Annotated in this window: 18 protein-coding genes; 11 read left to right on the forward strand and 7 right to left on the reverse strand. The window is 65.1% G+C overall.

Annotated features, from left to right (window positions below; genetic code table 11):
- Nucleotides 1-185: 185 nt before the first annotated feature.
- From hisS to B5G42_RS18095, 4 genes are all read left to right on the forward strand, one after another.
- Nucleotides 186-1,535 carry a histidine--tRNA ligase gene (gene hisS / locus B5G42_RS05520; protein ID WP_087267595.1) on the forward strand — a complete coding sequence of 450 codons (1,350 nt, stop codon included), beginning with the start codon at nucleotides 186-188 and terminating at the stop codon, nucleotides 1,533-1,535.
- A 72-nt stretch (nucleotides 1,536-1,607) separates the two neighbouring features.
- The gene (locus tag B5G42_RS05525; protein ID WP_087267598.1) at nucleotides 1,608-2,537 is read left to right on the forward strand and encodes a hypothetical protein; all 930 of its coding nucleotides are present in this window, start codon (nucleotides 1,608-1,610) and stop codon (nucleotides 2,535-2,537) included.
- Nucleotides 2,538-2,610: 73 nt separating this feature from the next.
- Nucleotides 2,611-4,404, forward strand: coding sequence for an aspartate--tRNA ligase (gene aspS, locus B5G42_RS05530; protein ID WP_087267601.1), 1,794 nt, complete (start codon nucleotides 2,611-2,613; stop codon nucleotides 4,402-4,404).
- 75 nt (nucleotides 4,405-4,479) lie between these two features.
- Nucleotides 4,480-4,638, forward strand: coding sequence for a hypothetical protein (locus tag B5G42_RS18095; RefSeq protein ID WP_162611050.1), 159 nt, complete (start codon nucleotides 4,480-4,482; stop codon nucleotides 4,636-4,638).
- Nucleotides 4,639-4,692: 54 nt separating this feature from the next.
- Here B5G42_RS18095 and B5G42_RS05535 read toward each other — a convergent pair whose 3' ends face one another.
- From B5G42_RS05535 to B5G42_RS05555, 5 genes are read right to left on the reverse strand one after another with little or no spacing between them, the layout of a single operon-like run.
- Nucleotides 4,693-5,601 carry an NAD(P)/FAD-dependent oxidoreductase gene (locus B5G42_RS05535; protein WP_087267604.1) on the reverse strand — a complete coding sequence of 303 codons (909 nt, stop codon included), beginning with the start codon at nucleotides 5,599-5,601 and terminating at the stop codon, nucleotides 4,693-4,695.
- Complete coding sequence (locus B5G42_RS05540) at nucleotides 5,588-7,039, reverse strand: NAD(P)/FAD-dependent oxidoreductase (protein WP_162611051.1); 1,452 nt, start codon at nucleotides 7,037-7,039, stop codon at nucleotides 5,588-5,590. The genes B5G42_RS05535 and B5G42_RS05540 overlap by 14 nt, the downstream gene beginning before the upstream one ends.
- A 29-nt stretch (nucleotides 7,040-7,068) precedes the next feature.
- Nucleotides 7,069-8,970, reverse strand: a complete 1,902-nt coding sequence (locus tag B5G42_RS05545) for a molybdopterin biosynthesis protein (RefSeq protein ID WP_087267610.1) — start codon at nucleotides 8,968-8,970, stop codon at nucleotides 7,069-7,071.
- Nucleotides 8,971-8,992: 22 nt separating this feature from the next.
- Entirely contained in the window at nucleotides 8,993-10,210 is a 1,218-nt protein-coding gene (glp, locus tag B5G42_RS05550; protein WP_087267615.1) for a molybdopterin molybdotransferase MoeA, read from the reverse strand.
- Complete coding sequence (locus tag B5G42_RS05555) at nucleotides 10,188-11,099, reverse strand: LysR family transcriptional regulator (RefSeq protein ID WP_087187342.1); 912 nt, start codon at nucleotides 11,097-11,099, stop codon at nucleotides 10,188-10,190. The genes glp and B5G42_RS05555 overlap by 23 nt, the downstream gene beginning before the upstream one ends.
- 260 nt (nucleotides 11,100-11,359) lie before the next feature.
- Here B5G42_RS05555 and B5G42_RS05560 point away from each other — a divergent pair, with 260 nt between their 5' ends.
- The 6 genes from B5G42_RS05560 to B5G42_RS05585 are packed head-to-tail and all read left to right on the forward strand — an operon-like array spanning nucleotide 11,360 to nucleotide 16,969.
- Nucleotides 11,360-11,830 carry a 4Fe-4S dicluster domain-containing protein gene (locus B5G42_RS05560; protein ID WP_087187272.1) on the forward strand — a complete coding sequence of 157 codons (471 nt, stop codon included), beginning with the start codon at nucleotides 11,360-11,362 and terminating at the stop codon, nucleotides 11,828-11,830.
- 3 nt (nucleotides 11,831-11,833) lie between these two features.
- On the forward strand, nucleotides 11,834-13,636 hold the full coding sequence (locus tag B5G42_RS05565) for an aldehyde ferredoxin oxidoreductase family protein (protein WP_087267618.1): 1,803 nt from the start codon (nucleotides 11,834-11,836) through the stop codon (nucleotides 13,634-13,636).
- 4 nt (nucleotides 13,637-13,640) lie between these two features.
- Complete coding sequence (locus tag B5G42_RS05570; RefSeq protein WP_087267620.1) at nucleotides 13,641-13,922, forward strand: MoaD/ThiS family protein; 282 nt, start codon at nucleotides 13,641-13,643, stop codon at nucleotides 13,920-13,922.
- A 44-nt stretch (nucleotides 13,923-13,966) separates the two neighbouring features.
- Nucleotides 13,967-14,443, forward strand: a complete 477-nt coding sequence (locus B5G42_RS05575) for a complex I 24 kDa subunit family protein (protein ID WP_087267623.1) — start codon at nucleotides 13,967-13,969, stop codon at nucleotides 14,441-14,443.
- The gene (locus B5G42_RS05580; RefSeq protein WP_087267626.1) at nucleotides 14,436-16,229 is read left to right on the forward strand and encodes an NADH-quinone oxidoreductase subunit NuoF; all 1,794 of its coding nucleotides are present in this window, start codon (nucleotides 14,436-14,438) and stop codon (nucleotides 16,227-16,229) included. Before B5G42_RS05575 ends, B5G42_RS05580 begins: the two co-directional genes overlap by 8 nt.
- Entirely contained in the window at nucleotides 16,226-16,969 is a 744-nt protein-coding gene (locus B5G42_RS05585) for a 2Fe-2S iron-sulfur cluster-binding protein (RefSeq protein WP_087267630.1), read from the forward strand. The genes B5G42_RS05580 and B5G42_RS05585 overlap by 4 nt, the downstream gene beginning before the upstream one ends.
- Before the next feature lie 56 nt (nucleotides 16,970-17,025).
- Here the strand turns inward: B5G42_RS05585 and B5G42_RS05590 are convergent, their stop codons facing one another.
- Together B5G42_RS05590 and pta are read right to left on the reverse strand one after the other, a co-directional pair.
- Nucleotides 17,026-18,513, reverse strand: a complete 1,488-nt coding sequence (locus B5G42_RS05590) for a peptidoglycan DD-metalloendopeptidase family protein (protein WP_087267633.1) — start codon at nucleotides 18,511-18,513, stop codon at nucleotides 17,026-17,028.
- A gap of 353 nt (nucleotides 18,514-18,866) precedes the next feature.
- The gene (pta, locus tag B5G42_RS05595) at nucleotides 18,867-19,850 is read right to left on the reverse strand and encodes a phosphate acetyltransferase (protein ID WP_087187265.1); all 984 of its coding nucleotides are present in this window, start codon (nucleotides 19,848-19,850) and stop codon (nucleotides 18,867-18,869) included.
- A gap of 181 nt (nucleotides 19,851-20,031) precedes the next feature.
- On the opposite strand from pta, the gene B5G42_RS05600 reads away from it, so the two are divergent.
- Entirely contained in the window at nucleotides 20,032-20,727 is a 696-nt protein-coding gene (locus tag B5G42_RS05600) for a helix-turn-helix domain-containing protein (RefSeq protein WP_087267636.1), read from the forward strand.
- Nucleotides 20,728-20,810: the final 83 nt, after the last annotated feature.

The following is a 20,810-nucleotide window of genomic DNA, read 5'->3' on the forward strand; positions in this document are numbered from 1 at the left end:
GCTTTTGAAGCGCCGAACATGGGTGGCACCACGAAAGCAGGCGCTTTCGTCCCGTGACAAGGGACGAGAGCGCCTTTTTGCGGCAAGACGGGCGACCATAAAGGTCGCCCCTACGTCCCCAACGGGCCGATGTGGGCATCGGCCCCTACACTCATACAGGAAAACCACAACAAAGGAGCATCACTATGGCCCAGATCAAACCCCGTACCCTGTCCGGTTTTATGGAGCTGCTGCCTGCCCGCCAGGTGCAGTTCGACCGGATGGTGGACATCCTTCGCAAGAGCTACTCCCTCTACGGCTTCACCCCCCTGGACACCCCGGCCATCGAGGCCAGCGAGGTGCTGCTGGCCAAGGGCGGCGGCGAGACCGAGAAGCAGATCTACCGCTTCACCAAGGGCGACAGCGACCTGTCCCTCCGCTTTGACCTGACCGTGCCTCTGGCCAAGTATGTGGCCCTCCACCAGAACGAGCTCACCTTCCCCTTCCGCCGGTTCCAGATCGGCAAGGTGTACCGGGGTGAGCGGGCTCAGAAGGGCCGCTACCGGGAGTTCTATCAGGCCGACATCGACGTCATCGGCGACGGCGCCCTGGACATCACCAATGAGGCCGAGATCCCCTCCATCATCTACAAGACCTTTACCGCCCTGGGCCTGCGCCGCTTTAAGATCCGGGTGAACAACCGGAAGGTCCTCAACGGCCTCTTCGCCCTGCTGGGCCTGGAGGAGCAGGCCGGCGACGTGATGCGCACCATCGACAAGCTGGAGAAGATCGGCCACGAGAAGGTGAAGGCCATCCTGGTGGACGACTTTGCCGTGGCCGCCGACACCGCCGACACCCTGCTGGGCCTGCTGGCGGCTGAGGACCCCATGGCCGCTCTGGAGCCCTTCAAGGGCAAGAACGAGCTGTTCGACCTGGGCGTGTCCGAGCTGGAGACCGTGGTCAAGTATATGTCCGCCTACGGCGTGCCGGAGGACCACTTTATGGTGGATCTTACCATCGCCCGCGGCCTGGACTACTACACCGGCACCGTGTATGAGACCGTCATGCTGGACCACCCCGAGGTGGGCTCCATCTGCTCCGGCGGCCGGTACGACAACCTGGCCGAGTACTACACCGACAAGCAGCTGCCCGGCGTGGGCATCTCCATCGGCCTGACCCGGCTGTTCTCCGTGCTGGAGGCCCAGGGCTACCTGAACGATGAGCTGCTCACCGCCCCCGCCGACGTGCTCATCCTGCCCATGACCGAGGACCTGTCCGCCGCCATCTCCTTCGCCACCACCCTTCGGGACGCCGGCGTCCGGGCCCAGCTCCACTGCGAGAAGAAGAAGTTTAAGCAGAAGCTGTCCTACGCCGACAAGCTGTCCATCCCCTACGCCGCCTTCCTGGGTGAGGACGAGATTGCCCAGGGCAAGGTGACCGTGAAGGACCTGACCACCGGCGAGCAGCAGACCGTCACCCCCGCTGAGGCCGTGGCTCTGGTCCAGGCCGGTCTCACCGCCCGGTCCGCCGGCGCTCCCATCCGGGACAAGGACTGAATGGAACTTTCCCCCTTTCAAGCCGTCTATAAAAGACAAACCTGTGCCCATTTGACAAGGAGGAATTTTTCCATGAAAAAGCTTGCCGCTCTGATTCTGTCCGCCGCCCTGCTGGTGGGCTCCGCCGCCGCCATCTCCCCCGAGGAGGCCTTCCCCAAGGTCAACGAGTACCCCGGCTTCATTGATGTGGAGGCCGGTTCCTGGTACGAAGATCCCGCCCGCATCTGCGCCGAGGTGGGACTGATGCAGGGCACGGGCCACGCCTTTGCCCCCTTCCAGATCCTCACCGTGGGCGAGGTGGCCACCATCGCCGCCCGCATGAACGAGGCCATCACCGGGGACCCTATCCCCATGGCCACCCCCAAGCCCGGCGAGACCCTGCCCTGGTATTTCTCCTATGTGAAGTACCTGGAGGATCTGGGCATTGACGTGCCCGACCCGGAAAAGCAGGCCACCCGTCAGGAGTTTGTGTCCATCCTGGCCGCTGTGGTGCCCGAGGAGATGCTCTCCCCCATCAACACCATCACCACCCTGCCCGACACCAAGGACGAGTCGGTGCTGCGCTTCTACAACGCGGGCATCCTCACCGGCGTGGACGACTGGGGCACCTTCGCTGCCAATAACAGCCTGACCCGTGCCGAGACCGCCGCCATGGTGGCCCGTGTGGCCCGCACCGACCTGCGCCAGACCTTTACCCCCGCCGACTACACCCCCTTCACCGCCGCCGGACTCAAGCCCTCTGACGTGCTGTTCACCAACGGCACCACCGCCGGGGCCTGGCTGCCCTATGTGCAGGAGCTGATCGACGGCCTGGAGGCCGACTGCGCCGCCGCCGGCATGGAGTTCAACTGGTTCAACACCGTGGACGGCGTCACCTTCCTGGACTACGTGAAGAACACCGCCCTCACCCACTTCGGCGTCACCGCCAAGCAGGGCACCGACCTGTACAAGAACTTTGACGTGCAGGTGTACTACAGCAAGGTCATCGACCTGCGGGGTTAATTGCAAACAAGGGCAAAAACCCAGCTATTTTGTAATATAGAAAAGAAATAATACAATCTGGAGTTGATTTCACATGGCTAATGTCAAAACCGCCTACCGCACCCACACCTGTGGGGAGCTCCGCATGGAGCACGTGGGCCAGACCGTCACCCTGGCGGGCTTCCTGGAGAACTTCCGTGAGGTGGGCGCCAGCCTGGGCTTCGCCGTCCTGCGGGACTTCTACGGCACCACCCAGGTGGTGGCCGAGACCGAGGAGATGGTCAAGACCATCAAGGCCCTGAACAAGGAGTCCACCATTGCCGTCACCGGCGTGGTGCGGGAGCGTGACTCCAAGAACCCCAAGCTGCCCACCGGCGACATTGAGGTGGTACCCGAGAAGATCGAGGTGCTGGGCCGCTGCCGCCACAACGAGCTGCCCTTCCAGGTCAACCGCAGCCGCGAGGCCGACGAGACCCAGCGGCTGAAGTACCGCTACCTGGATCTCCGTAACCCCGCCGTGAAGAACAACATCATCCTCCGCTCCCAGGTGGTGGCCGCCCTGCGGCAGGCCATGACCGCTCAGGGCTTTATGGAGATCACCACCCCCATTCTGACCGCCTCCTCCCCCGAGGGCGCCCGTGACTACCTGGTGCCCAGCCGCAAGCACCCCGGCAAGTTCTACGCCCTGCCCCAGGCTCCCCAGCAGTTCAAGCAGCTGCTGATGGCCTCCGGCTTCGACAAGTACTTCCAGATCGCCCCTTGCTTCCGGGACGAGGACGCCCGCGGCGACCGCTCCCCCGGCGAGTTCTACCAGCTGGACATGGAGATGGCCTTTGCCGGTCAGGAGGACGTGTTCGCCGTCCTGGAGCAGGTGCTTCCCCCCATCTTCGCCCAGTACGGCACCTACAACGTGGCCTCTGAGGCTCCCTTCCAGCGGATCTCCTACCGGTCAGCCATGGACAAGTACGGCTCCGACAAGCCCGACTTGCGCATCGACCTGACTGTCACCGACGCCACCCAGGTACTGGGTTCCTGCGGCTTTGGTCCCTTCGAGGGCAACACCGTCAAAGCCATCGTGGTGTCCGGCTTTGAGGGCACCCGCAAGCAGATCGACGGCATCTGCAACGAGGTGGAGGTCCAGTCCGGCAACAAGGCCTACTGGTTCCGTCTGGATGAGAAGGGCGAGATCGTGGGCGGCATCGCCAAGTTCGTCCAGCCCATTAAGGACGCCGTGGTGTCCGCTCTGGGTCTGGAGCCCGGCTGCTTCGTGGGCCTCACCGCCGGCAAGCTGCTCACCGCCCAGAAGACCGCCGGTGTGCTTCGCTCCAAGCTGGGCAACTTCTGCCCCAACCACATGGACAAGGAGCGCTACGAGTTCTGCTGGATCGTGGACTTCCCCATGTACGAGATCGGTGAGGAGTCCGGCGAGCTGGAGTTCTGCCACAACCCCTTCTCCATGCCCAACGGCGGCCTGGAGATCCTGAAGAAGGCCGCTGCCGGCGAGGTGGACCCTCTGTCCATTACCGCCTTCCAGTACGACCTGGTGTGCAACGGCGTGGAGCTGTCCTCCGGCGCCGTGCGGAACCACGACCCCGAGATCATGATCGAGGCCTTCCAGCTGGTGCGGCTGGGCGAGGAGGACGTGAAGGCCAAGTTCCCCGCCATGTACAACGCCTTCACCTACGGCGCGCCCCCGCACGCGGGCATCGCCCCCGGCGTGGACCGTATGGTCATGCTGCTGGCCGGTGAGGACTCCATCCGTGAGATCATCCCCTTCCCCATGAACAAGAACGCCCAGGACCTGATGATGGGCGCTCCCTCTTTCGTCACCGACGCCCAGCTCAACGAGCTGAACATCGTGTGCACCAAAAAGGAAGAGGACGAGTAAAGCGCCCATCATCAGGGGCCACGCACAGCGGGGCGCGCTTTGCGCGTACAAGCGTTTTCGCCTGTGGCGAAAACCTTGGCGCAGGCGGAATTCACTTCCGCCGAGCAAGTAAAATCATCCCTGGGTCCCCGGACAGCCCAGGCTGTCCGGGATCTGGGCGCTCCCTCCTTCGTCACCGACGCCCAGCTCAACGAGCTGAACATCGTGTGCACCAAGAAAGAGGACGAGGAATAAGACAACAGAGAACGGCCCCCATCGGATATCCTCCGATGGGGGCCGTTTTTTATTTTATTTCTTGCCCAGCAGCTCCATGCCCACCTGGCGGCCCAGCTCTTCGGCCTGGGCGGTGACGGTGTCCACGATCTCATGGACGTAGTCGCAGTTGCCGCACAGGGAGGCCCAGCCCGGCAGCTTCCCCCCCAGCCCCGCCAGCAGCTCCCGCTCGGGGATGAGGCCCAGGGCGGTTATGAGGGTGTCGCAGGCCACCTGTTCCTCCTTGCCGCTGTCCAGATGGCACAGCGTGACGCCGGTAAGCCGCCCCTCCCCGTGGAGCTGGGTGACGGTGGTCCGGGTGATCAGGGGAATGCGGTGCTCCAGCAGACAGGACCGGTAGTTGCGTACCATGCCGCCGCAGCTCCCCTTCTGCTCCACCACCCCCAGCACCTGGCAGCCCTCCAGCACAAACCGGCGGGCCATAATGAGGCCCAAATCCCCGCTGCCCAGCACCAGCACCTTTTTCCCCGGCCGCCAGTGGCGGAGGTTGATCATCCGCTGGGCCTCCCCGGCGGTAAATACCCCGGCGGGGCGGGTACCGGTGACGGGGAGAGAACCGATGGTCTTTTCCCGGCAGCCGGTGGCCAGAATGAGCCGCCGGAAGGCCACCGGCTCATATCCGCCGGGGCCGGACAGCTCCGCCGTCCGCCGCTGGGACAGGGAGAGCACGGTGGTGTTGAGGCGCACGCTCACCGCCGCCCCCTCCATCTGGGCCACAATGCGCCCGGCGTACTCCGGCCCGGTGAGGTTGCGCTGGAAGTAGCCCAGGCCAAAGCCCTGGTGGATGCACTGGGGCAAAATGCCTCCCAGCCGCTCCTCCCGGTCCACCAGCAGCACCGAAACCGGCCCCGCGCCCGCGGCGGCCAGAGCGGCGGACATCCCTGCCGCGCCGCCCCCCACCACCAACAGATCAACCTTCTCCATGCCGTCCTCCTGTCAGCAGCCGGGAACCCGGCCCGTCCTTTTGCAGATCTTCCGGGGGCACCCCCAGCATCCGGGCCATGAGGGCCATGATCCGGTCCCCGCAGAAGGCCCCCTGACACCGGCCCAGGCCGGCGCCTGTCCGCCGCTTCACCCCGTCCAGGGTGACCGCTCCCCGGCGGATGGCGTCCCGCACCTCCCCTTCGGTGATCCCGCCGCACCGGCACAGGATGCGGCCATAGGCCGGGTCCCGGGCCGCCAGGGCCGCCCGCGCCTCCCGGGTCAGCTCGCGGGGCCGCACCGGGGCCTTTTGCTCCGGCCGGAAGGTGGGGTCCAGCTCCCCCTTCCCCAGCTGGTCCGCCACCTGGGGGGCCAGCCAGGCCCCCAGGGCCTGGGCGCAGGTGAGGCCGGGGGTCTTGATGCCGATGAGGCTCCACAGCCCTCTGGCGGGATTGGTGACGGTAAAATCGTGGATGCTCTGGGCCCGCACCACGTTGTAGGGCTTGGGCCGCACCCCGGCAAAGGAGCGGATGGTGAGTTCCAGATCCAGCTCGGGGGCCACCTGGGCCGCCAGCTGGCGCAGCCGGTCCAGCCCCGCCCGGGTGGTGGCGGACAGAGGCCCCACCCCCGGCTGCTCCGAGGGACCCAGCAGCAGCTTGCCGTCCAGGGTGGGCACCATGGTCAGGCCCTTGCCCTTCTCCTCCGGCTCATGGAAGATCACATGATTGACATAGTGGCCCGCCCCCTGATCCAGGATCAGATAGTCCGCCTTCTCCGGGGTAATGCGTACCGTGGGCGGGGCGGCCAGCTCCTGGACCTGGTCGGCGTGGAGGCCGCAGCAGTTGACCACCGCCGCCGCCCACAGCTCCCCCCGGAGGGTGACCACCCGCCAGCCTCCGTGTTCCGGCAGCAGGTCGGTGACCGGGGCGTTGAGCCAGGGGGTGACGCCGTTGGCCAGGGCGTTCTCCCAGGCGGCGTAGCACAGGGCCCAGGGGTCGGTCACCCCGGTGTCGGGGGCATAGAGGGCGGAGGACACGCCGGGGGCCAGCCCCGGCTCCCACTCCAGGGCCGCCCGGCCCGACATGAGCTTGAGGCCCTCCACCCCGTTCTCCATGCCCTGGATCATCTTCCGCTGGAGGGTCTGGTCGGCGTTGGGCCCATAGCTCACCATCAAAGACCCCCGCCGGGCAAAGGGCACCCCCAGCTCCCGGCACAGGTCTCCGAAGCCCTTGCAGGCCGCCACGCACAGCCGGGTCTTGAGGGTGCCCGGCTTGGTGTCGCAGCCGGTATACACAATGGCGGTGTTTGCCCGGGAAATGCCGGTACACACGTCCTCCCGGGCCTCCACCAGGGCCACCTTCAGGGGGTGGCGGCGCAGCTCCCGGGCCATAAAGCAGCCCAGCAGCCCGCCCCCCAGTACCGCCACATCATAGCGCTCCATGGTCCATCCTCCTCTCTTGATGTGCCGCCTTAAAAGTGCCGCCGCACCCGGCCGGGCCGGTCCAGGGTGTAGCCCCCCAGGGCCTCCAGCCGGGCCTTGAAGGCGGGACATTGCAGCACCTCCAGCAAAGCCCGCACCGCCGGGGTGTCCCAGGCGTAGTCGGGGATAAGCAGGTCGTACTGCTCCACGCACACCGGCAGAAAGTCCAGGTCATACAGCCGGGCGGCGGACAGGATGCCCATACCGGCGTCGGCGGTGCCGGAAGCGATCTGGGCGGCCACCGAGGTGTGGGTCAGCTCCTCCCGGTCGTAGCCGTACACAGTGGCGGGGTCAATGCCCTCCTTCCGGCACAGGTAGTCGGCCAGAATACGGGTGCCCGAGCCCTTCTGCCGGTTGACGTACCGCAGGTTGGCGATGTCCCCAAAGCCCTTGATGCCCAGGGGATTGCCCTTGGCCACCATCAGGCCCTGGGTGCGGCCCACGCACTCCATCTGATACACGCCCCCGTGGGGGAAATACTTCTCCAGATAGGAGGTGTTGTAGCTGCCGTCGGCCTCGTCCAGCAGGTGGCACCCCGCCCCGTGGGCCTCCCCCCGGCGGAGGGCCATAATACCCCCCATGGAGCCCACATGGGTGGAACTCATGTACAGATGGGGGTGGGTCTGGTGGAGCAGGTCGGCCACCTCGTCCAGCAGGGGGTCGTGGCTGCCCATCATCACCAGGGTGTGCTCCAGCTCCTCACGGGGCCGCAGGAGAGAGACGGTGACCCTCTCCCCCGCCTCCAGGCCCTCCTTGCCCTGGGGGATATCCAGGATGCCGTCGGCCTTCAGGAAGGAGGACACCACTCCCGCTCCCCTAGCCAGGGGGGAGGCCACCAGCCTATCCCCCACCTGGCCCAGCCGCACCCGGACAAACTCCCGGTATTTCAGCCCCGACACCACCCGCCGGGCCAGCACCGCCTCCGCCTGTTCCCGGGCGGGGGCTTTCTTGCCGGTCCAGTGTTCGATGAGGGGGCGGAGCAGGTGCTCCAGCACCAAAATGCCGCTGACCGGATAGCCGGGCACCCCCAGCACCGGCACCGGACCTCTCCGGCCCAGAATGGCGGGCTTGCCGGGGCGGATGGCCAGCCCGTGGCACAGCACCTCCCCCACCGTGCCGATGACGGCGGCGGAGTAGTCCTCCCGGCCCGCCGACGACCCGGCGTTAAGCACCACCAGGTCGCACTCCTCTGCGGCCCTGGTGAGGGCGGCGGTGAGGTCGGCCCTGTTGTCCTTCACGATGGGGTAGGTCCTGGCCGTCCCGCCCCACTCCCCAATCATAGCGGAGAAGATGGAGGAGTTGAACTCCAGCACGTCCCCGGGCTGGGGGTGATCGGTGGGAGGCACCACCTCGTCCCCGGTGGGGATGATCCCCACCACCGGGCGGGTAAACACCTCCACTGCCAGCACGCCACCGGCGATCATGGCCCCGATGGCGGCCGGGGTAATGGAGGTATGGGCGGGGAGGAGCATCTCCCCGGCGCACACGTCCTCCCCGATCTGCCGGATGTGCTGCCAGGGGGCGGCGGCCTCATGGAGGACGGCCTTCTCCCCCTCCCACAGCACGTCCTCAATCATTACCACCGCGTCCTCCCCCTCGGGCAGGGGGTCACCGGTGTCCACCACGGTGAATTGCGTCGGCTCCAGGGTCACCGGCGTGGTCTCGGTGGCCCCGAAGGTGTCCGCCGCCGCCACGGCGATGCCGTCCATGGCGCAGGCGGGATAGTGGGGGGCGCACAGGGTAGCGTAGACCGCCCGGGCGGTCACCCGGCCTGCCGATTGGGCCACCGGCACCGTCTCGGTTTTGGGCTGAAATCCCCCCTCCGCCAGCCAGGCGGGGTAGCGCTCCTCCGCCTGCTCCAGGGGGAGGTTGGTCAGATAAGTAAAGGGCATAAAAACGCCTCCTGATATAAAACTACCCGAAGAGGGACACCTCTACAGATTCCCCCGCCGGGATGCCCTCCCGGTCCCGGGGGACGCAGAAGAAGCCGTCCGCCCCGGCCAGGGTGGTAATGAGCCCCGACTTGCCCCAGATGGGCACGGCCCACAGCCCGTCGGGCTTCTCCTCCAGAGTGACGCCGGTGTACTGGGCCCTGCCGTGGTTGGCGGGGACGGTCTGGGCCAGACGTGCCGACACCGTCCGCTCCACCCAGGTCCGCCCCTCCAGCCGGGCCAGCAGTGGGATGAGGAAGAGCTTTGCGGTAAACAGGGCGGCCACCGGGTGGCCGGGCAGGCCCAGGATGGGCTTGCCCTCCGCCTTTCCCAGCAGGGTGGGCTTGCCCGGCTTCATAGCCACCCCGTGGCACAGCACATCACCCAGCGCTGCCATCACCCGGCAGGCGGCGTCTTTCTCCCCCACCGAGCTGCCTCCCGACAGCACCACGCAGTCACATTTCTCCAGAGCTCCCTCCACCGCTTTCTTTAGCAGTTCCTCCCGGTCGGGGACAATGCCCAGGGGCACCGCTTCCGCCCCCGCCTGGGCCAGCAGAGCGGCCACCAGGGGGCCGTTCACGTCCCGCACCTGTCCGGGGCCGGGGTCCTGCTCCGGGGGCACCAGCTCGTCCCCGGTGGAGATCAGGCCCACCCGTAGTTTGGGGACTACCGGCACCTGAGTCACCCCCAGGGCCGCCAAAGCCCCCACGTCCTGGGGCTCCAGCCTGCGGCCCTTCCGCAGCACCAGGTCCCCCGGCTTCACGTCGTCCCCTTTAAAAATCAGGTTGGCCCCCGGGGGAACGCTCTTTACAATGCCGATCTCCCCGCCGCCGTAGTCCTCGGTGTGCTCCACCATTTGGACGGCGTCGGCGCCTTCCGGCAGGGCCCCACCGGTGGGGATGGCGCCGCACTGATAGGGGCCCACGGCAAAGGCGGGCTCCTTGCCCATCTCCACCGCCCCGGTGCAGGTGAGCAGGGCGGGGATGGACTCGCTGCACCCGAAGGTGTCCGCCCCCCGCAGGGCGTAGCCGTCCACGGTGGAGCGGTCAAATCCGGGGACAAATTGGGCGGCCCGGATCTCCCGGGCCAGCACCCGGCCCAGGGCACGGTCCAGCCCCACGGTTTCCGGGGGCCGGTCCAGGGGGCCGAAGGTATTTGCAATCCGTGTCAAAAGTTCCTCAGGGGTCATGACGGTGAGCATGGTCCCCCTCCTTTCCCACCCCGAAAAAGTCCAGGGCGAAGGCTTGAAATTCCAACCCCACAGGGCTGAGATGTTTTTCCCGCTTGAAGCACAGCATCAGGGGCCGGGCAAACCGGCCGCTGGCCAGCCGGGCCAGGGCAATGCGGGAGTCGGCCCGGTAGGGGGCGGCGGCTCCCTCGGGCACAAAGCCCAGGGCCAGTCCCGCGGCCACCACCTGCCGGTGACCCTCCCGGTCGTTGACCAGACAGCGGGTGGCCGGATGGAGGTTGAGCCCGGCGCACAGGTAGTAGGGCTCCTCCAGCCAGTGGCCGGGGCTGCTGAGAAAGACCATGGGCTGGCCCTCCAGGGCCTTCAGATCCACCGGCTCCCGGCGGGCCAGGGGGTGATGGGCAGGCAGGGCCAGCAGGTAACGCTCGCTGCCCAGGGGGTAGCCCCGGAACTTCTCATACCGGCTGTCGTCGGGACAGAGCAGCATATCGTATTTGTTGATGTCGGGGACCTCCAGCTCCTCAATGCGGCAGTCCAGCTGGAACTCCACCCCCGGCCGGGTATCGGCAAAGGCGGCCAGACAGGCAGCCACCTTCTCCTCTCCGCCGCAGCACCCTACCGACAGCCGCTTCACCGGCCCGGCGGACAGCTCCCCCAGCTCCAGCAGGGTGTCGTCCAGGTCCCGGAGCATGGCCCGGGCGCTCTCCAGAAACCGGCGGCCCGGCTCGTTGAGCAGGATACGCTTGCCGGAGCGGGTAAACAGCGGGGTGCCCAGCTCCTCCTCCAGCCGGGCAATGCTGCGGGACAGGGAGGGCTGGCTGAGGTGGAGGGCCTCCGCCGCCTTGGACAGGTTTTGCAGCTGGGCGGCGGTGACGAAATATCGGATCTGGGCGATCTGCAAGCTGCTCCCTCCTTATAGCCAAAAGGTATATGCCCTCAGGCCGGGAATCTCCGGCGTTCCCCGGTTTTCGCCCCGGTTTCTGTGGCAGAACGTACAGTTTAGCTGCCCTTATTATACGGCCCTTTATGCACAAAAGCAATATGAATTCCCAGTCCTTCCCTTTACTTCCCGCCCCCGTGCTCCTACACTAAAATCAGGAGTTCAAATTCTGTTTCAAAAGGAGGTGTGCCTCCCTTCCCGCCGGGAATGGGAGGAAGGGGATGAAACAACTCGTTGTCAAGCCGGAGAAATGCATCGGCTGCCGCACCTGCGAGCTGGTGTGCTCCTTCGGCCACTACCAGCAGTTCAACCCCCGCCTGGCCAACATCACCGTGCTGGAGTATGAGGCCGCCACCCTGGCGGTGCCGGTGGTGTGCCAGCAGTGCGAGGACGCCAGCTGCATGAAGGTGTGCCCGGTGAAGGCCATCCGCCGGGACGAAAACGGGGCCTGCGTCATCAACTACGACAAGTGCATCGGCTGCAAGATGTGCCGCAGCGCCTGCCCTCTGGGCAATATGTCCTATTCCACCATTGTAAAGAAGGTATTCAAGTGCGACCTGTGCGGCGGGGACCCCAAGTGCGTCAAGTACTGCCCCGGCGGGGCCCTGAGCTTTGAGGACCCGGACGCGCGGGACGTACGAAAAAAATTGACGGCGGACAAGATTGTGGCCGCCATGGGAACGGAGGGGTGAGCCATGGGAAACGGATATACCGGCACGATTTTACGCATTGATCTGGCGGCGGGGTCCATCCGCAGGGAGCCCCTGAACCAGAAGAACGCCCGGGAGTATGTGGGAGCCCGTGGTCTGGGCACCAAGTATTACTGCGACGAGTGCGACCCCAACTGCGACCCTCTGGGGCCGGACAACAAGCTGATCTTCATGACCGGCCCTCTGACGGGCACCTGCGCCACCTCCTCCGGCCGGTACAACGCGGTGGCCAAGTCCCCCCTGACGGGCACCATCGGGGCAGCCAACTCCGGCGGCCACTTCGGCCCCGAGCTGAAATACGCCGGGTACGACGGCATCATCTTTGAGAACATCTCGGAGAAGCCGGTGTACCTCTACATCAACGACGGCACGGTGGAGCTGCGGGACGCCTCCCACCTGTGGGGCAAGGACGTGTTCGAGACCACCGACCTGCTGCGGGAGGAGCTGGGGGACGAATTCCGCATCGCCTGCATCGCCCCCGCCGGGGAGACCGGCTGTCTCTTCTCCGCCATCATGAACGACAAGCACCGGGCGGCGGGCCGGGGCGGTATGGGCACGGTGATGGGCTCCAAGAAGCTGAAGGCCATCGCCGTCCGGGGCACCGGCTCGGTAACGGTGGCCAGGCCCGAGGCCTTCTTTGAGGCCTGCGTGGACGCCCGGGCCAAGCTGAAGGCCCACCCGGTCACCGGAGCCGGCCTGTCGGCCTACGGCACTCAAATTCTGGTGAACATCGTCAACGCCACCGGCGGCCTGCCCCTGAACAACGGCCGGGACGGCTCGGTGTTTGACAAGGCCGACGACATCTCCGGCGAGACCCTGGCCGCCAAGTACCTGCTGCGGAACAAGGGCTGCTTCGGCTGCTCCATCGGCTGCGGCCGGGCGGTGGAGATCAAGGAGGGCCCCTTCGCCTCCAAGGGCGAGGGTCCCGAGTACGAGGCGGGCTGGTCCTTCGGCGCCGACTGCGGCGTCAACGATCTGGCGGCGGTGTGCGACGCCAACTTCCTGTGCAACCAGTACGGCATCGACCCCATCACCATGGGAGCCACCGTGGCCTGCGCCATGGAGCTCTTTGAGATGGGGGCCATCCCCGAGTCCGACATCGGCTTCCCCCTCCGCTTCGGCGACGCGGCGGCCATGGTGAAGGCGGTGGAGATGACCTGCAAGGGGGAGGGCTTCGGCAAGATCATGGGCCTGGGCTCCTACCGCATGGCAGAAAAATACGGTCATCCCGAGCTGTCCATGTCGGTAAAGAAGCAGGAGATGCCCGCCTATGACGGCCGGGCCATCCAGGGCATCGGCCTGGAGTACGCCACCTCCAACCGGGGCGGCTGCCACGTCCGGGGCTACATGATCTCCCCCGAGGTGCTGGGCATCCCCATGAAGATGGACCCCCTGGTCACCGAGGGCAAGGCGGGTCTGCTGAAAACCTTCCAGGACCTCACCGCCCTGGTGGACGCCACCGGCATCTGCCTGTTCACCACCTTCGGCATCGGCCTGCCCGAGGTGGCCGCCCAGTACCGGGAGGCGGTGGGCAGCGACGAGAGCGACGAGGAGATCCTGCTGAAAGGTGAGCGGATCTGGAACCTGGAGAAGCAGTTCAACATTGCCGCCGGTGTGGAGAAGGACACCCTGCCTCCCCGGCTGCTGCGGGAGAAGCTGCCCGAGGGTCCGGCGGCGGGCAAGGTCAACGACCTGTACACCATGCTGGCGGAGTATTACGCCGCCCGTGGCTGGACGGCGGAGGGCATCCCCACCCCGGAGAAGCTGGCCTCCCTCAACCTGAAATAAGCCCATGACGGTGAAATTCTTTGCCTATCTGCGGGAAAAGGAGTTTGCCGGGACCAAGGAACTGGTCCTCTCCCCGCCCCCCACCGTGGGGGCGCTGGGGGAGGACCTGTCCCGGCGTTTTGGCCCCCGGTTCCGGGGGGAGTTTTTCTCCCCCGCCGGGGACGCACTGGGGGAAAAAATCATCGTGCTGGTCAACGGCCGCCGGGTGGAGTTTCTCTCCGGCCTGGACACCCCGCTGAAAGACAGCGACACGGTGCAGATCTTCCCGGTGGTGGCCGGGGGCTGAGCCCCCGCTCCCCCGCCAAACCCAAAAAAGGCGGTGAAACCCATATGGATATCCCCATGGAGGACATTCAGGCCATCTTACAGGCCTATCCCCCGGAGCAGCGGTTCAGCCTGGCCATGCTCCAGGATATGCAGCACAAGTTCAACTACATCCCCCGGGAGGGCATGGTGGCCCTGGCGGCCTATCTGGGCTGTCCCCTGTCCTCCCTGTACGCCATGGCCACCTTCTACAAGGCCCTGAGCCTCAAGCCCAAGGGCAGGCACATCATCAAGCTGTGCGACGGCACCGCCTGCCACATCCGGGGCTCCACCACCCTGCTGGACGGGGTACGGCGTCTGCTGGGCATCGACGCCGGGGAGACCTCGGAGGACGGGCTGTTCTCTCTGGAGCTGGTGAACTGCCTGGGCTCCTGCGCCCTGGCCCCGGTGATGGTAGTGGACGACACCTACTACGGGCGGGTGACCCTGGAGAAGCTGCCCAAAATTCTGGACCAGTACCGGGAGGTGGAGCGCCATGAATAAAACGGTATTGGTGTGCTGCGGCACCGGCTGCCTGGCCAACGGCAGCGCCAAGGTGGCCGCCGAATTCCACCGCCTGCTGGAGGGCTCAGACCACGCCGTGGCGTGGCTGGTAAAGGAGACCGGCTGCAACGGCTTTTGTGAGAACGGACCTCTGGTCAAAATCGACCCGGATGATATCACCTACTACAAAGTCCAGGTAAAGGACGTCCCCGAGATCGTGGAAAAGACCGTCCTGGGCGGTGAGACGGTGGACCGCCTCCTCTACAAAAACGACCAGGGCCAGCGGGTGCGCAGCCAGCGGGAAAACCCCTTCTACGCCCCCCAGCACAAAATCGCCCTGCGCAACATTGGCGCCATCTCCCCCACCAGTGTGGAGGACTATGTGGCCCACGGTGGCTATCAGGCGCTGCGCAAGGCTCTCACCATGACCCCGGAAGAGATTCTGGACCAGATGGACCGCTCCGGCCTGCGGGGTCGGGGGGGCGCGGGCTTCCCCACCGGCCGGAAGTGGCGCACTGCCGCCGGATACCACAAATTCCCCAAATATGTAGCCTGCAACGGCGACGAGGGCGACCCCGGCGCTTTTATGGACCGCTCCATTCTGGAGGGGGACCCCCACAGCGTGCTGGAGGGTATGGCCATCTGTGCCCTGGCCATCGGCGCGGAGGAGGGCTTCCTCTATATCCGGGACGAGTACGCTCTGGCGGTGAAAAATGTGCGGGAGGCCATCGCCCAGGCCCAGGCCTACGGCGCACTGGGTGATCACATTCTGGGATCTGACAAGAAATTAGAACTCTCCGTTGTCAGAGGCGGCGGCGCTTTCGTGTGCGGCGAGTCCACGGCGCTGATGGCCTCGGTGGAGGGCCGGGTGGGCGAACCCCGGGCCAAATATATTCGCTCAGTGCAGCGGGGCCTGTGGAACCAGCCCACCGTCCTCAACAACGTGGAGACTCTGGCCAATGTTCCGGTGATCCTCTCCGGCGGCGGCGACGCCTTCGCCCAAATGGGTACCGAGGGCTCCAAGGGCACCAAGGTATTCGCCCTGGTGGGCAAGGTGAAGCGCACCGGCCTGGTGGAGGTACCCATGGGGGTCACCCTGCGGCACCTGATCTACGATATTGGCGGCGGCATCCAGGGAGACCGGCCCTTCAAGGCGGTGCAGACCGGCGGCCCCTCCGGCGGATGTATCCCGGCAGAGCTGCTGGACCTGCCGGTGGACTTCGACACCCTGAAAAGCCGCGGAGCCATGATGGGCTCCGGCGGCATGATCGTCATGGATGACCGCAGCTGCATGGTGGAAGTGGCCCGGTATTATATCAAGTTCCTCTCGGAGGAGTCCTGCGGCAAGTGTACCCCCTGCCGGGAGGGATTGCGGCATATGCTCCGACTCCTTACCGATATCTGTGAGGGCCGGGGACAGCTCAGCGACCTGGATCTGCTGGAGCAGCTATGCGAGACCCTGGAGGGCAGCGCCCTGTGCGCCCTGGGCAAATCGGCCCCCAACCCGGTGCTCACCACCCTGAAGTATTTCCGGCAGGAGTACGAGGCCCACATCCTGGAGCACCGCTGTCCCGCCGGCGTGTGCCCCGCCCTCACCTCCTTCGCCATTCAGCCGGACAAGTGCGTGGGCTGCGGAGCGTGTAAGCGGGCCTGCCCCGCCGGGGCCATCTCCGGCGGCGTGAAGGAGCCCCATGTCATTGACCCCGCCAGGTGCATCGCCTGCGGCTCCTGCCGGGAGGCCTGCAAGTTCGGCGCGGTGGAGACGAAAGGCAAGGTGGCGGGATGATCATTACCATTGACGGAAAACAGTGCAGCTGTGAGAAGGGGGAATTTCTCCTCCAGGTGGCCCGGCGCAACGGCATCTACATCCCCACCCTGTGCCACCACGAGGCCCTGCCCGGTCAGGGCTGCTGCCGGGTGTGCATTGTGGAGGTGGACGAGGGCAAGGGCCCCAAAATCGTGGTGTCCTGCGTCTACCCGGTGGAGCGGGAGTGTACCGTATCCACCGACAGCGACAAGGTCCGCAGTCAGCGGGGGATGATTCTGTCCCTCCTCCGCAAGCGAGCCCCGGACAGCGAACTGATTGCCCAGATGTGTACCCACTACGGCGCGCCCCCTCTGGAGCGCCTCAAGCCGGTGGACAGCGGCAAGTGCATCCTGTGCGGGCTGTGCGCCCGGGCCTGCGCCGAGCTGAGCGTGGGGGCCATCTCCACGGTCAACCGTGGAGTCACCAAGGAGGTAGCCACCCCCTACCACGACCCCAGCCCGGTGTGCGTGGGCTGCGGCTCCTGCGCCAGCGTGTGCCCCACCGACGCCATCCCCCTCACCGAGACGGCGGACACCCGCACCATCTGGGGCAAGACCTTTACCCTGGTGCGGTGCGCCCGGTGCGGCGCGGTCATCGGCACGGCGGAGGAGCTGGCCCTGGCCGCCCAAAAGGCGGGCGAGGAGCCGGAAACGCTGTGTGAGCGCTGCCGGAAGGCCGCCCTGGCCCAGGTGCTGGCCCACACCTACGGAGACCAATAACAGCACAAAAAAGCCCGGCGCGTCACACGACGCGCCGGGCTTTTTATGTTTGATGATTACCCCAGGTAAGCCAGGGGGTTGACGGCGGTGCCGTTGATCTGTATCTCAAAGTGGCAGTGGTTGCCGGTGGACCGGCCGGTGGAACCCACACGGGCGATGGGCTGGCCCTGGTAGACCTTTTCGCCGGTGGAGACCAGCAGGCTGGAGCAGTGGGCGTACAGGGTGCGCTTGCCGTTGCCGTGGTCCACCACCACATAGTTGCCGTAGCTCCAGTAGCTGCCGGTACCGGTGCCCGACCACACCACGGTGCCGCCGTCGGCGGCCTTGATGGTGGTGCCGTAGGAGGTGGCGATGTCCAGACCGCTGTGGTAGCTGTAGGAGCCGAAGATGGAGCGGTAGCCAAAGCTGGAGGTGATGTTGCCGTACACCGGCCAGCTGTAAGTGCCGGTAGGCAGCCAGGAGGGCCGCACCTTGGTGCCCACCGCGATGACCTTGTTGGTGGCCTCACGGGTGACCTGGGTCTCCAGCACCGTGCGCTCCTGCTCCACGCCGTTGAGGTAGGACACATCGGCGGTGGCCACCTGCTCGCCGGGGGTACCGGCGTCCAGCACCTTGGACTCACCCTGGTACATGGAGTCATCCTCCACTTCCACCACAGGGCAGGCAATCTCCTCGGTGTAGGTCACGTGATCCACCGTCTTAACGGACAGGAAGGGGATCTCTTCCTTCACGTTGACGATCTGACCGATGTAAATGCGGCTGCTGTCCACACCGGGGTTGAGGGCCTCCAGCTCGGACAGGGTCATGCCGTTGGCCACGGCGATGTCCACAAAGGTATCGCCCTGCTGCACCTCATAGGTGGTCTGGCCGTTCTGATTGGCGGTGAGGGCGGCCACCATGGCGTCGGCATCCTGGTTGACGTCGGAGGCGGTGTACTCGTGGGTGATGTACACGCCGGAGGTAAACTCGGCGGAGATGGTGTTCTCATTGATATAGGGGGCCTTCACCTGGTCCAGAACGATATCCAGAGTCTCACGGTCCTGGGCGGCGCCGATAAACTGGCCGTTGACGGTGAGCACATAGTTCTTCATCACGTCGCCGATCTGATCGAAGAGATAGGTCTCAAACTCAGCGGCGGGGGTAATGTTCTCCTGCTCAACCAGGGCGAAGGAGTAGGCAATATCACCGTCCAGAGTGTAGTCATATCCCAGGATCTGCGTGGCCCGGGCCTCTACCCGATCCACCGCGTCCTCAAAGACCTGAGGAGAGGTGACGGTGCCCAGAGCCACGCCGTTCATCTCCACCACATAGGCGGGGGCGTAAACGGAGGTGACCACAGCGGCCACGCCCACAACGGCGGCCACAGCCAGGAAGTGGAACGGGCTGACAATGCGGCGGCCACCTGCGGTGGCGGCGTCGGCCCAGTGCTGGAACCGCTTGGCGCCAACGCGGATGGCGCCGCCGGCGGTCTGGGCCTTGGCCCGCAGCCGGGCGGTCAGACTCTCAGTCTCCCGTTCCTGTGGAATATGAAGGATCTCGTCCATGGGGGGATTCCCCTCCTATATCGTGGAATATCAATGAGTCTGTATCCGGTCTGTATCCGATCGGTAACAGCCGGAAACGAAAAGGTTACAAATGGTTACAGTCGTAATGATACACGCATCTGATCCAAAAGTCAAGGCTTTCCGGGAAAAGCGAACAGTTTCTCTCCCTGTGGAGAAAGGAATTTTCACACCACGACATCTGGTGGATAGGACAAAAAAGGAACCGCCCCACCCCCAAGACCGGCGGTTTTCCGCCCCTGTCCGCCAAACTTTTTTGTCAATTTGCCGGAAGCCTTCCATATATAAAAAACCGGAGCACCCTGACGAGTGCTCCGGTTTCCGTAAGTAACTGATTAAGCCAGCGCAGCAGTGATAATAGCCATAGAATAGACTTCCTGGGCGTTGCAGCCGCGGGACAGGTCGTTGATGGGGGCGTTCAGGCCCAGCAGCACGGGGCCGTAGGCGTCGAAGCCGCCCAGACGCTGGGCGATCTTGTAGCCGATGTTGCCGGCGTTGATGTTGGGGAAGATAAAGGTGTTGGCCTGACCGGCGACCTTGGAGTCCTTGCACTTGGTCTCAGCCACCTTGGGGGACACGGCGGCGTCAAACTGGAGCTCGCCGTCCACGGCGAAGTCGGGGTTGGTGGCCATCACCTTCTCGTAGGCGTGGCGCATCTTGTCCACGGTCTCGCCCTTGCCGGAGCCCTTGGTGGAGTAGCTCAGCATGGCCACCTTGGGGTCGATGCCGAAGGTGCGGGCGCAGTGGGCCACCTCGGTGGTGATCTCCACCAGGTCGTCCTCGGTGGGGTCAATGTTGATGGCACAGTCGCCCATGGCCAGCACGGTGTTCTCGCCCACGCCCTCACGGACCAGGATGAAGCAGGAGGACACGATCTTGTTGCCGGGCTTGGTCTTGATCAGCTGCAGGGCGGGACGGACGGTGTCGGCGGTGGAGTAGGTGGCGCCGCCCAGCAGGCAGTCGGCCACGCCCATCTTCACCAGCATGGTGCCGAAGTAGTTGCCCTTCTTCAGAGCAGCGCGGCACTCGTCGGCAGTCATCTTGCCCTTACGCAGTTCCACCATGGCGTCCACCAGCTTATCCATCTCGGGATAGGTGGCGGGGTCAATGATCTCGGCGCCCCGGATGTTGTAGCCGGCCTCCTCGGCGGCGGCGTGAACCGCCTCCTCGTTACCGATGAGCACGGGAGTCAGGAAGGTACCGGCCAGCAGACGGGCGCTGGCCTCCAGGATACGGGGGTCGGTACCCTCGGTGAAAATGATCTTCTTGGGGCTCTTCTTCAGAGTGTCAATCAGGGTCTGAAACATATGAATAGCCATGGGAATCTCCTCCATTTCAAAGTTCCGTACTTTTGCCAAATACTTGGCGGTATAGCTATTATACACCTGCTCTCAGGACAATCACAAGGACCAGTACGAAAAAATATTGTGGAAAAATCCGCTTTACTTTTGGTATTTTTGCAATTATACTATACACACTGTTTTTTAGGAGAGGTGTGCTATGACTTCTGATTTTTCCCGCTGCCTGTCTCTGCTGCGGCAGGAGAAGGGCGCGTCTCAGCGGGCGGTGGCCAAGGACCTGGGCATCAGCCAGGCGCTGCTGTCCCACTATGAAAACGGCGTCCGGGAGCCCGGCCTGGCCTTTGTCATCAAGGCCTGCAACTACTATAACGTATCCGCCGACTTCCTGCTGGGCCGGACCCTGAGCCGGGACGGCACAACCATCGCCGCCGAGGAGCTGTACGACTACTCCACCGAGAAGGACAACGTGCTCCACGGCTCCATCCTGGCCACCCTGAACAAGAAGCTGCTGGTCAACTCCACCGGCGTGCTCTTTGACCTGCTGGGCAAGACCGGCAAGAAGGAGGCCATCAACGCCGCCGCCGACTATCTGGGCACCGCCATCTATAAGCTGTTCCGCCACCTCTACCGGGCGGACGGCACCCAGAACGAGGACTTTTTCTCCGTCCCCGCCCGGCAGTTCACCGCCGGCGTGCCCTTTGCCGACATGATCTGCGCCGAGGCTGACTACACCGAGGCCCTGGCCGCCCACGTCAAGGACAAGGGCAACTTCCCTCCCATGAACAACGACGCCCTGATGGAGAACTACCCCGGCCTGTACCAGTCCCTGCTCCAGATTATCCACAACACCGGCGAACGTATCAACCGCCGGACGGCAGAGCGCCGGGAGAAGTAACAGACCTTCCCCCCACCCCATCACCAAAATCACATCATTACGGGAGGTATGACCTCGTCCTCCCAAACTCCATATCCTTCGCT

This window comes from Flavonifractor sp. An91, assembly GCF_002159225.1.
GTDB lineage: Bacteria > Bacillota > Clostridia > Oscillospirales > Oscillospiraceae > Flavonifractor > Flavonifractor avicola.

Coding starts and splice junctions, on each gene's coding strand:
- aspS (WP_087267601.1), top strand. CDS start 2,611: ATGGCTAATGTCAAAACCGCCTACCGCACCCACACCTGTGGGGAGCTC.
- pta (WP_087187265.1), bottom strand. CDS start 19,850: ATGGCTATTCATATGTTTCAGACCCTGATTGACACTCTGAAGAAGAGC.
- B5G42_RS05575 (WP_087267623.1), top strand. CDS start 13,967: ATGGATATCCCCATGGAGGACATTCAGGCCATCTTACAGGCCTATCCC.
- B5G42_RS05525 (WP_087267598.1), top strand. CDS start 1,608: ATGAAAAAGCTTGCCGCTCTGATTCTGTCCGCCGCCCTGCTGGTGGGC.
- B5G42_RS05570 (WP_087267620.1), top strand. CDS start 13,641: ATGACGGTGAAATTCTTTGCCTATCTGCGGGAAAAGGAGTTTGCCGGG.
- B5G42_RS05545 (WP_087267610.1), bottom strand. CDS start 8,970: ATGCCCTTTACTTATCTGACCAACCTCCCCCTGGAGCAGGCGGAGGAG.
- B5G42_RS05560 (WP_087187272.1), top strand. CDS start 11,360: ATGAAACAACTCGTTGTCAAGCCGGAGAAATGCATCGGCTGCCGCACC.
- glp (WP_087267615.1), bottom strand. CDS start 10,210: ATGCTCACCGTCATGACCCCTGAGGAACTTTTGACACGGATTGCAAAT.
- B5G42_RS05580 (WP_087267626.1), top strand. CDS start 14,436: ATGAATAAAACGGTATTGGTGTGCTGCGGCACCGGCTGCCTGGCCAAC.
- B5G42_RS05600 (WP_087267636.1), top strand. CDS start 20,032: ATGACTTCTGATTTTTCCCGCTGCCTGTCTCTGCTGCGGCAGGAGAAG.
- B5G42_RS05535 (WP_087267604.1), bottom strand. CDS start 5,601: ATGGAGAAGGTTGATCTGTTGGTGGTGGGGGGCGGCGCGGCAGGGATG.
- B5G42_RS05590 (WP_087267633.1), bottom strand. CDS start 18,513: ATGGACGAGATCCTTCATATTCCACAGGAACGGGAGACTGAGAGTCTG.
- B5G42_RS05540 (WP_162611051.1), bottom strand. CDS start 7,039: ATGGAGCGCTATGATGTGGCGGTACTGGGGGGCGGGCTGCTGGGCTGC.
- B5G42_RS05585 (WP_087267630.1), top strand. CDS start 16,226: ATGATCATTACCATTGACGGAAAACAGTGCAGCTGTGAGAAGGGGGAA.
- B5G42_RS05565 (WP_087267618.1), top strand. CDS start 11,834: ATGGGAAACGGATATACCGGCACGATTTTACGCATTGATCTGGCGGCG.
- hisS (WP_087267595.1), top strand. CDS start 186: ATGGCCCAGATCAAACCCCGTACCCTGTCCGGTTTTATGGAGCTGCTG.